Source organism: Amycolatopsis sp. H20-H5, assembly GCF_035828755.1.
In the GTDB taxonomy this organism is placed as follows: Bacteria; Actinomycetota; Actinomycetes; order Mycobacteriales; family Pseudonocardiaceae; genus Amycolatopsis.
On the sequence record NZ_JAYMZS010000198.1, the window covers coordinates 1 to 9,564 of the forward strand.

Below are 9,564 nucleotides of genomic sequence, written 5' to 3' on the forward strand. Positions count from 1 at the left end.
CGCACGACACGAGGTTCTCGTCATCGAACGTGGCGGCGCCGCGCCGCCAGTTGTGGGACAATTTCACTGAAAGTGTCCTTCCGATCCGCACTGATCAGGTCCTCAACACACCCGATTGTTGCAGGTCGAAGGACACTTTCCTCATATCCACGCCGGTCACAAACCCCACCAATCCACGGATCCAGGCTAAGGCGATAGTGCCTTTGGCCAGACGTTGATCGAGAAGGACTTGTCGGGTTGTCGATGTGCTCGACGACCCTGCCCTTGGAGGCGCCCGGGGTCCGGTCCAGGCGCGTCTGGCAGTCGTTGATGGCTGCGTAGTTGTTCGGCCTCGTAGCGCACCCCTGCTGCCGCGGACCACGGGGTTGGTGGCCGCCCAGCCGAGGTCGGCCACGTCACGTCCCTGGTCAGTTCCTTTCCCTTTACTCACTCCCAATGAGGATGCGAGGCATATCGCAGCAGGGACGGAATCGTGCCAGGTAGGCAAGGGTGGGGCCTCGTCGCGCTTCGAGGTGCAGGCCGCAGGCGTCGGCGTAGGCGCGCGGTGTGCTGAACGGAATCCAGTGCCGGTCGAAGAATTCGCCCACCACGAGCCGTCCTGGGGGCGAGCACTGCAAGTTCGTGCCGTGCATCTGATGTTTGCCCGAGTAGAAGGGCCGGTTCGCGGCGACGCGGTCGATAGGGACCAGGGTGCCGTCGACGATCACGTAGGCCATCCCCTCGCGTGCGGCTTTACGCAGGCAGCTCGTAGCTTGGATGCCCGCTCGGCCAGCAGCTCGACAGGTTCGTTCACATACCGCCAGCACGTCGTGGTCGATACCCCGAATCCCGCGCCGACCTCGGAAAACGGCTCACCCTTGCGCAGATGCACCAGCACCAGCACCAGCAGAGCCTGCTGTCCAGGGTCGAGCTTGCGCCACGGTGAACCCCACCGCCGACGATGGGCGCGCACCAGACCCGACACGACGGTCAAGGTCTGACGTGACAACGGGAGCGCGGCACGGTAGAACACATACGAAGCCCTTGCCTAGGATCTGGTCTTGGTCGATCACCGTCCTACCAAGGGCTTCGCTCTGTTTCCAACACCGACACGCTGATGATCAGACGGGCAGCAACCGCAAGCCCTTACCTGCCAACACGCCAGACGACGATGAAAAAGGTCCACTGTGGCGCGTGGACCACATCGACGCCGATCTTCACGAGGCCGGCCACGCCCCCGCCGCGGCCGTCATCCGATCGAGGTATCTCGCCGGGGCACACCGCGCCGATCCCGCGTCCGCGCACAGACCGCTGGCAGCATGGAGGGTTCCTACAGCGAAGAGGTGACGACGACGATGACCCGGCCGACGCTGCGTATCGCGTGCTGCCTATGCGACGAGCCCATCCCCAGGGGCTCCGACATCTACGCCCTGGGCAAGGAATGGCAGCGGCGATTCCCGGCAATGGTCGGGATCCTCGCCTGCGGCCAGTGCGCCCTGTCCCGCAACGTCTGCCACTGTCGCGGTCCGGGTGGCACGCGCGTCGCCGGTCACCACCCGGCGACCCATACGATCGATTGCCGCTCCTGCGGGGACCACATCGAGGGCTACGGCACCCACCCCGCCATGGTCGTCACCCAGCCCGTCTCGGCCCTGCAGCAGGGCGCCGAGGAGTACCTGCGGCACGTGCTCGACCGCCCCGGCGGGGTCAGTGCCGACATCGCCCAGGCGATCCAGGATGCCTTCGACCGACGCGCTGAGCCGTACCTACACTGGCTCGAACACCGCATCGACAGTGAGAACTGGTCACACCATCGGTCGACCTAGTATTGACATACCTGAGTGGTCTGTCGGTGGTCGGCCGTGTCCGCACGTTTCTGTTCGCTCGGCGGTGCCCTCCACGTCGCATTCGGCTCGGAGCGCCGGTTGTCACGGATATGTTCGCGCCGTGTCCCACAGTGGATTGACGCCGGTGCGGCGCTGGTCCGTGGTCGCGAGCAGGTGTTCGATGGCGTGGACTGCGCGTGGTGCGGCGTTGCCGTCGCCGTACGGGTTCGCCGGGGCAGGGTCATTGCGGGCGTTGGTTAACAAGCGTTGTGCGGCGGCGACGATTCGATCGGTCGTGGTTCCGACGAGAGTGGCATGGCCGGTGTGCAGCCCCTCGGTGCGTTCTGTGGTGTCCCGTGCGACCAGGACCGGTACGCCGAAGGTCGGCGCTTCCTCTTGTATGCCACCGGAATCGGTCAGGACCAGGCTCGCTCGCCGCAGTGCGCGGATGAGGTCGGGGTAGTCCAGCGGTGGCGTGAGGTGGACCCTCGGTGTGCTGTCGAGATGATGGTGCACCTGACGGGCGACGAGTGGATTGGGGTGCACGGGCAGCAGGACGTGCAGGTCGGGATGGTGCTGGATGAGGTGGCGCACCGCGAGCAGCGCGCGGTCCAGCGGCGCGCCCCAGGATTCGCGGCGGTGCAGGGTGACCAGCAGCAACCGGCTGGCAGTTCGGTCGAGTTGGTTCTCCATGGCGCGCAGCGTGTCGCTGCGCGGTGGCAGGTTTCGCCTATCTATGTACTCGACGGCGTCGACGACCGTGTTGCCGGTGATGACGATGCGGTCGTCGGGGATCCCCTCGGCGCGCAGCGCGGCCGCGGCCCGGTGGGTGGGCGCAAGGTGCAGTGCGGCGATGCGGGTGACCATCTGCCGGTAGCCCTCTTCGGGAAAGGGTGCGGTCAGATCATGGGTTCGCAGGCCGGCTTCCAGGTGCACGACCGGTATCTGGCGCCAGAACGCTGCCAGCGCGCCGGCCAGCGTGGTTGCTGTGTCGCCCTGGACGAGCAGCGCGGTCGGCGCGGACCGGGCCAGCAGGCTGTCCAGCTCGGGGAGCAGGACGGAGAACAGCTCCGCCTGGCTGCCTGCGGCGCGCAGCACGATCAGGCGTTCGTCGTAGCGCAGGTCGAAGGGTTCCAGTGCCTGGTCGACCACGTCGTCGTGCTGGCCACTGTGGACGATGACCGGGCGCAGTGTCGGGTGGTCGGCCATGGCAAGTGCCACCGGGGCGATTTTGACCGCCTCGGGTCTGGTGCCGACCATCAGCAGGACATCGCCGAGCATGGCCCTCACCTTTTTCTCCGGGTCGAACCGGGGGCGGGTCGGGTGGCCGGCGGTGCCAAGCACCGCCGGCCACCCGAGTGTTGATCACCGACGGGGATTGCGCGCCAGTCGGGCGTGGCGTCGTTTCGCGGCCAGCAGCAGGAGGCCGCCGAGCACCAGCAGCACTGTGGCGAACACGATCCAGCCGATGAGGTCGACACCGGTGAAGGCCAGGGTTCCAGCGCCACTGGCGATCACCGTGCCCGTGCCTCCGGGAGCCTTGTACATGATGGTCACCTTCCGACGGTGGACGGTCCGATCATGCGTTCGCGGGTGCGTTGGCACGCCGGCGGCGCAGTAGGCCGGCCGTCACGCCGATCGCCGCGAGCAGGCTCAGGCCGGCCCACAGGCCGACACCGGACGCGATCGGTGTCGGCAGCGCGGCGGGACCGCACGTCGCGGAGGACAGGATGACGTCCCCGCTGCCGATAGCGCCCAGCCCACCAGTCAACAGCCTCAGGTGCACGCCGTTGACTGTCAGGCTGCCGTCCGGGTTGTGGATCTGCTCGTTCAGCACGAGGGTAGCGATGGTGGCGGTGCCGACATGCAGGGCGATGGTGGTGTTCGGTGCGATGTTCGGCCCGACGCTGCCGTTGCCCAGGGTGCCCAGGTTCAGGGTGCCGATCGTGGTGCTGCCCTGTTCGCCGGCCTGGGTGGCATCGCAGGTGGCGGTGATGGCGGAGGCGCTCGGCGCGGTTCCCCCTGCCGCCGCGGTCAGCAGCCCCAGTGTGGCGCTGCCGACCGTGGCTGAGGACTTGTCCTCCCCGGTTGTCGGATTTTGGGTGGCATTGACCTGCAGGGCGCTGGCGCTGAGCACACCGGGCACCGTCAGGCTGGCCAAGCTGGCCGACGTGGGTCCGCTGGCATTGGCCACCGGGATCGGAGTCTGCGTCACTGCCGGCTGGCCGAGTAGGGTGACGGTGACTTGAACCCCGTAGGCCGATGCGCCGCCAGTGGCGGCAGAGGCGGGAACTGCGGTGGCGATCAGCGCGGCAACGGTTGCCGTGACGGCCAGCCCTCCGCTACGCAGGAAGATGGGACGCATCAGTGTCCTCCGAAAATACTCACATATCGGTGTGTTTGCCGCGTTGTCTGCGATCACCCTCGTGTCGCCTCGTCAGAATGAGAAACGGGCTAGCATTGGCTCTCCCCGTGGCATCGAGAAAGCCGCATGTCCCGTCACTCCACATACGCTGTCGTCGCGGCTGCCCTCGACGGCGTTACGCCGTACGGACCTATCGCCGCGACACGGCATAGCCGCGTTGGACACCCCGACGTCTCGCTGGGCCAGGAAAATCCGGACCCCCGCGGGACCGCACGGCTGGGTGAATCCGGCATAAAACCGCAGCTCACATCATCGCCTTTATCACCCGTGCGGGCGATAAAGGCGGCCCCACACGGCCCGTGCTGATGACGTCCCATGACCCCGCCCCAGGGTGATCCCTAGCCCTAACGGTGTAACGCCGGGCGAGTGGGCGCGACATTATCGGTAGGCCTGTTCGCTGAGGCTGTCGCGAAGGGACGGTTTCCGTGTCGACTGCGCACTCTTCCCCGTCGGCGCTTGGTGACGCGGGCGTCCGATTGCTGGTACCTGTCTTCCTCGTCGTCGCCGTGGGCCTGGTCGTGTTCCTGTCCGCCTACCGCTCCGCTGAGACCGGCCTGGCCAGTGCCTTCACCGGGCTGGTGATGCCGCACGGCACCACTGTGGACACCGCGCACCAGACGTTCTATTTCGGACTCGGCGGCCCACATCCGCTCGGGCTGGTGCTCACCCCGGAGTGCACGTCGGCGCTGCTGGTCGTGCCTTTGTTGGTCATCGCGTCGGCGATGGTCGCGTTGCGCCCCAGGATCGCACGCCGCGTCGTGGTGTCGCTGCTCATCGCGTCCGCGGTTCTCATCGTCGTGAATCAACTCAGGCTGCTGCTGCTGGTCGCGCTGGTGCAATGGCTGGGTACCGACACCGGGTATAGCTGGGGGCACACCGTGCTCGGTTCGCTGGTGAGCGTGGCGGGTGGTGCCTGCGCGATAGTGCTGTTCGTCTGGGGAGCCGCGCGGGAGCGACATCCGCGCCACCGCGTGCCCACCAACACCGACACCGCCGATGACGCCGGCAGCGATGACGGGGTGAGGTGACCGTGTCGCTGGACGTCGCTTTCGGGCTTGCCCAGGCGATCGCGTTGACCATGAGCGTGACGTTCCTGGTCTACGTGCTGGTCATCGTCGTGCCGTTTGTCCGCCGCGCACCCGCGCCGCCCGGCACTGTCGCCGAATTCGACTGGCACTTCTTCGTGCCGTGCCGGGACGAAGAAGCCGTGATCGGCGGCACGATCCACTACCTGCGCGGTACCTTCCCGCACGCCCATCTCTGGGTGATCGACGACGACTCGGACGACCGGACGACCGGGATCGTGCGCAGCGCCCGACGCAACGGGGGTACTCGCGACCCGTATATCCACCTGGTTCAGCGCTGCCGCCCCGAGGCAAGGACAGGCAAGGGCCACGCACTCAACGCCGGATACCAGCAACTGCGGGAATGGCTGGACCCGCACGCCGATCCGGAGCGGATCATTGTGGTGGTCGTCGACGCGGACGGCCGCCCAGCATCGAACTGCCTCGACGTCTGCGCCGGCCGCCACCTCTTCGGCGACCCCCGGGTTGGTGCCGTCCAGATCGACGTGCGCATGATCAACCGGGACCAGCGGCCAGTCGGCCTGCGCGGCCCGCGGCGCTGGCTGGGCACCACCCTGGTGCGGATGCAGGACCTGGAGTTCCGCACCGCGATCTCCGCCATCCAACTCTCCCGCGGCTACACGGGCACCATCGCCATGGGCGGCAACGGCCAGTTCACCAGGCTCGCCGCGCTCGACTCCATCGCAGGACAGAGCTCAACACCCTGGCGTGGCTCCCTGCTGGAGGACTTCGAACTCGGCGTCCATCTGCTGACCAACGGCTGGCGAACCGGCTACACCGCCGACACCCACGTCGAGCAGGAGGGCCTCTACAGCGTGCGCAGATTCCTCGCGCAGCGAACCCGGTGGGGCCAGGGGACCATGCAGTGCGCCCGCTACCTACGACAGGTCTGGGCCTCACCGCACCTGACCACGCTCGGCGCCATCGAGGTGATGTACTACCTGGCGCAACCGTGGATGCAGCTCATCGGCACCCTGATCTATCCCGTCCCGATCATGCTCACCTTCTGGCGCGCCACACAAGATCCACATCAGGTGTTCACCTGGTTCACCAGCGGAGCGTGGATTCTATTCGTCGCCTACTGCGCTTTCGGACTACTACCGTTCGTCATCTGGGGCCCGATCTACCGCGCCCGCTGCGAACCCCGAATCAGCCTCCTGCGCTCACTGTGGTTCGGCTGCGCATACGCCGTCTACATCTACACGTTCTACATCACCTCATGGCGAGCCGTCATCAGGCTTCTCCGCCACCGCAACGGCTGGGCCAAAACACGCCGCAACAACGAGACAACCATCATCGGCGCCATCGCACCCGACCACTGACCAATCCGACCCGTCGCACCACGCAGACCTACCGGCCTAGTAGACCGGCCCGCCACACGCATTGGACTTGATCGTTCCGCGTGCCACCATGAGCACACGGCCGACCTCGCGGTGAATACGACCATCGCCACGGTCTGAGGGAAGAAGCGCCGCGGGGGTCGTTCCATTCGAGCACGGTGGTACCGAGCTTGAAGCCCACGCCACAGGCGGACAGGTCGCTGCTGTGAAGGGGTTTGTCAGCGGCCGCGAGATGGAGCTGATCACCGAGATCGCCGACCACGAGAGCGCACATGTCACGGCTGTGACGGCGTTGATCAAACAACTCGGTGGTACGCCGGTCGCGAAGCCGACGATCAAGTACCCGGATGCGACGTTTAGCGACAAGATGGGTTTCCTGAAAGCGGCCTCGACGTTCGAAGAGGTCGGGGTGACGGCCTATCACGGTCAGGTCGGGTTGATCAAGAGCGGCGACGTGCTGGGTGCCGCTGCGTCCATCGCGGGTGTGGAGTCACGTCATGCGGCCGTGCTGGCCACGCTCATCGGGGGCAACGCCTTCCCCGCGCCGGTCGAGAAGCAGCGGACGAAGGACGAAGTCCTCGCCATCGTCAAGCCGTACCTCTCCTGACCCCGACCCAGTAAGGAAAACACTCTGATGAACAGGCGCGATCTCATCAAGGGACAGGCCACCGACGTGTCCCCTCAGCTGGCGCTCGGTGCGTTGAACAACCGGTGGGCGTTGGCCCAGGCAGGTGACTTCGGCAGCGACCTCGACGTCCTCAACTACGCCCTGACGCTGGAGTACCTCGAAGCGGCGTTCTATGCACAGGGCAACAAAGCTGTACAGCTCGCCGGTGACGAGGCGAAGTACCTCAAGCAGATCCAGACCGACGAGGAGTCGCACGTCGCGACCCTCACCGCGACCATCAAGAAACTCGGTGGAACCCCGGTCGAGGCACCGAAGGTCAACTTCGGTGCCGCGTTCGCGGACCGCAAGAGCTTCCTGACCGCCAGCCATACCTTCGAAAACGTCGGCGTCGGCGCCTATCTGGGCGCGGCGGGTTTCGTCAAGGACAAGACCATCCTCCAGGCAGCAGCCGGGATTTTCGGAGTCGAGGCCCGCCACGCGGCGGTCGTCGGCAACCTGCTTGGCCTGCCCGTCAAGGGCGGGGTGTTCATGGGCAACACCGAAAACCCGAAAACCAAGAGCGCCGTGTTGGCCGCGGTCGCCCCGTTCCTCGTGAAATCCCCCACCATCCCGGGTGGCGCACCGGAGATGGGTGCGGGCGGCACGGCGGCCAACGACAACACGGCCATCGTCATGACCGCTACCGGTGCGGCGTTGGTGGCTGGCGCGGCCGGAGCCGTGGTCGCCCGTCGCCGTATGGCTGGGCGTGACGAAGAAACAGATGGCTGAACCACACCCCGCGGCTTCCGCGGGGCAGGAGACCGGTGGGCGTCACAGTGATGCCCGCCGGTCTCGGCCGCACTCCGCACGGGCGATCCTGCTCGCGGTCGCGCTGGTGCTGGGCCTCGGTGGCGGTGGTTTGATCTGGACCGGTGTCACCCGGGCGACCGGCCCGGAGCAGCCCACCTCAACGACAAGCAGCCCGATACCGCTACCGGTAGCCCCGTCGCCGGTGAACACCAGCGCCCAGGCCTCACCGTCACCGGCTCCCACGGTCCCACTGCCGCGGTCGACACCAGTCTCCATCCAGGTGCCCAGTATCGGCGTGAACAGCGCTCTATTGTCGCTGGGGCTCAATCCCGATCAGACTGTCGAAGCACCGAAAGACTTCAGCAAAGCGGGGTGGTACGACTATGGGCCGACCCCCGGCGAGGCAGGCGCGTCGGTGATCCTCGGGCACATCGATTCCTACCGCGGCCCGGCGGTGTTCTACCGGCTCTCCAAGCTCAACCCCGGCGATCAAATAGTCGTCACGCGCAACGACGGCAGCACCGCGACCTTCACCGCGGACACCCGACGTCAATATCCGAAAAGCCAGTTTCCCGCCAACGATGTCTACGGGGCCGTGGACTACGCCGGACTCCGGCTGGTCACCTGCGGCGGACAATTCGACGGCAAGGCACGCAGCTACCTCGACAACATCGTCGTCTACGCACACCTCACAGCAACAACATCACCAAGACAACCCTGACGACAACCGGACCTGCCGAACACCGTGCCGGGATCCACAACCGTCTCAGTACGAACCAGACTGTGTAAAACCACTGTCTGGTTGGGACTGTCAAGTTTTTGGTGTAACTGATCGTTGTGGTGCTACTTGCGTCCGGCGGATAGGCGTCCGTCGAAGGTGATCTCGAAGGCGTTCAGCGCGGCCTTCCACCGGTTGGACCAGCGTTTACGGCCCTTCCCCGTCGGGTCAAGGCTCATGATCGCGAGGTAAACGCACTTGAGCGCGGCTTGCTCGGTTGGGAAGTGCCCTCGGGCGTTGACCGCCCGCCGGATCCGGGCGTTGATGCTCTCGATCGCGTTGGTGGTGCAGATGATCGTGCGGATCTCCCGATCGAACTGCAGGAACGCCCGCGAACTCCGCCCACGCGTTGGTCCACAACCGGATGATCGCCGGGTACCGTTTCTCCCACTTCTCACCGAACTCGGCGAACCGGTCGAGAGCATCGGACTCCGAGGACGCGGTGTAGACCGGCTTGAGGTCCTTCGCGATCGCAGCCCAGTCCTTCCTGGACGCGTATCGGAAACTGTTACGCAGCAGGTGAACGTTATGCCGATATCGGCATAACATCCATTACCCCGACATCGCGGTTATGCCGAGGTTTCGTTGGAAATCGTTGCCTGTGGTGGGGATCGTGCTGGAGATGTCGGCATAATCAAAGACTTTCGAGGAACGTGAGGAGCTCGTCAGGTGGCGTGTAGCGGCCTGGTGCGCTGGTCCGGGCTGCGGTTCTGT

General features: G+C 66.0%; 9 protein-coding genes and 2 pseudogenes. 6 read left to right on the top strand and 5 right to left on the bottom strand.

Annotated elements, in window-relative coordinates; genetic code table 11:
• Positions 1–587 precede the first annotated feature (587 nt).
• Positions 588–1,012 (bottom strand): annotated as a pseudogene (locus QMK34_RS45610) (transposase family protein); the annotation flags it as partial.
• A gap of 286 nt (positions 1,013–1,298) precedes the next feature.
• Between QMK34_RS45610 and QMK34_RS45615 the strand changes: the two are divergent.
• Positions 1,299–1,805: a hypothetical protein gene (locus QMK34_RS45615; RefSeq protein WP_326421156.1), complete on the top strand. Its 507-nt coding sequence runs from the start codon at positions 1,299–1,301 to the stop codon at positions 1,803–1,805.
• Between the two features lie 102 nt (positions 1,806–1,907).
• On the opposite strand, the gene wecB is transcribed toward QMK34_RS45615, so the two are convergent.
• The 3 genes from wecB to QMK34_RS45630 form a co-directional block, all read right to left on the bottom strand.
• Positions 1,908–3,086: a non-hydrolyzing UDP-N-acetylglucosamine 2-epimerase gene (gene wecB, locus QMK34_RS45620; protein ID WP_326421157.1), complete on the bottom strand. Its 1,179-nt coding sequence runs from the start codon at positions 3,084–3,086 to the stop codon at positions 1,908–1,910.
• An 84-nt stretch (positions 3,087–3,170) separates the two neighbouring features.
• A complete protein-coding gene (locus QMK34_RS45625) occupies positions 3,171–3,353 on the bottom strand; it encodes a peptidase (protein ID WP_326421159.1) in 183 nt (60 codons plus the stop codon).
• A 31-nt stretch (positions 3,354–3,384) separates the two neighbouring features.
• Entirely contained in the window at positions 3,385–4,170 is a 786-nt protein-coding gene (locus QMK34_RS45630; RefSeq protein WP_326421160.1) for a choice-of-anchor P family protein, read from the bottom strand.
• A gap of 485 nt (positions 4,171–4,655) precedes the next feature.
• On the opposite strand from QMK34_RS45630, the gene QMK34_RS45635 reads away from it, so the two are divergent.
• The 5 genes from QMK34_RS45635 to QMK34_RS45655 all read left to right on the top strand — a co-directional run bounded on the left by QMK34_RS45635 (position 4,656) and on the right by QMK34_RS45655 (position 8,793).
• Positions 4,656–5,258 carry an exosortase P gene (locus QMK34_RS45635; protein WP_326421161.1) on the top strand — a complete coding sequence of 201 codons (603 nt, stop codon included), beginning with the start codon at positions 4,656–4,658 and terminating at the stop codon, positions 5,256–5,258.
• 50 nt (positions 5,259–5,308) lie between these two features.
• Entirely contained in the window at positions 5,309–6,637 is a 1,329-nt protein-coding gene (locus tag QMK34_RS45640; protein ID WP_326421166.1) for a glycosyltransferase, read from the top strand.
• A 223-nt stretch (positions 6,638–6,860) separates the two neighbouring features.
• A complete protein-coding gene (locus tag QMK34_RS45645; protein ID WP_326421162.1) occupies positions 6,861–7,262 on the top strand; it encodes a ferritin-like domain-containing protein in 402 nt (133 codons plus the stop codon).
• Positions 7,263–7,289: 27 nt separating this feature from the next.
• Entirely contained in the window at positions 7,290–8,051 is a 762-nt protein-coding gene (locus QMK34_RS45650; RefSeq protein WP_326421163.1) for a ferritin-like domain-containing protein, read from the top strand.
• Positions 8,044–8,793: a class F sortase gene (locus QMK34_RS45655; RefSeq protein WP_326421164.1), complete on the top strand. Its 750-nt coding sequence runs from the start codon at positions 8,044–8,046 to the stop codon at positions 8,791–8,793. The genes QMK34_RS45650 and QMK34_RS45655 overlap by 8 nt, the downstream gene beginning before the upstream one ends.
• Before the next feature lie 122 nt (positions 8,794–8,915).
• Here QMK34_RS45655 and QMK34_RS45660 read toward each other — a convergent pair.
• A pseudogene (locus tag QMK34_RS45660) lies at positions 8,916–9,375 on the bottom strand (transposase); the annotation flags it as partial.
• Between the last annotated feature and the right edge of the window lie 189 nt (positions 9,376–9,564).

Bases quoted from the DNA above. Each gene is read 5' to 3' on its own strand.
- QMK34_RS45615 (WP_326421156.1), top strand. From the start codon at position 1,299: ATGGAGGGTTCCTACAGCGAAGAGGTGACGACGACGATGACCCGGCCG.
- wecB (WP_326421157.1), bottom strand. From the start codon at position 3,086: ATGCTCGGCGATGTCCTGCTGATGGTCGGCACCAGACCCGAGGCGGTC.
- QMK34_RS45625 (WP_326421159.1), bottom strand. From the start codon at position 3,353: ATGTACAAGGCTCCCGGAGGCACGGGCACGGTGATCGCCAGTGGCGCT.
- QMK34_RS45630 (WP_326421160.1), bottom strand. From the start codon at position 4,170: ATGCGTCCCATCTTCCTGCGTAGCGGAGGGCTGGCCGTCACGGCAACC.
- QMK34_RS45640 (WP_326421166.1), top strand. From the start codon at position 5,309: ATGAGCGTGACGTTCCTGGTCTACGTGCTGGTCATCGTCGTGCCGTTT.
- QMK34_RS45650 (WP_326421163.1), top strand. From the start codon at position 7,290: ATGAACAGGCGCGATCTCATCAAGGGACAGGCCACCGACGTGTCCCCT.
- QMK34_RS45655 (WP_326421164.1), top strand. From the start codon at position 8,044: ATGGCTGAACCACACCCCGCGGCTTCCGCGGGGCAGGAGACCGGTGGG.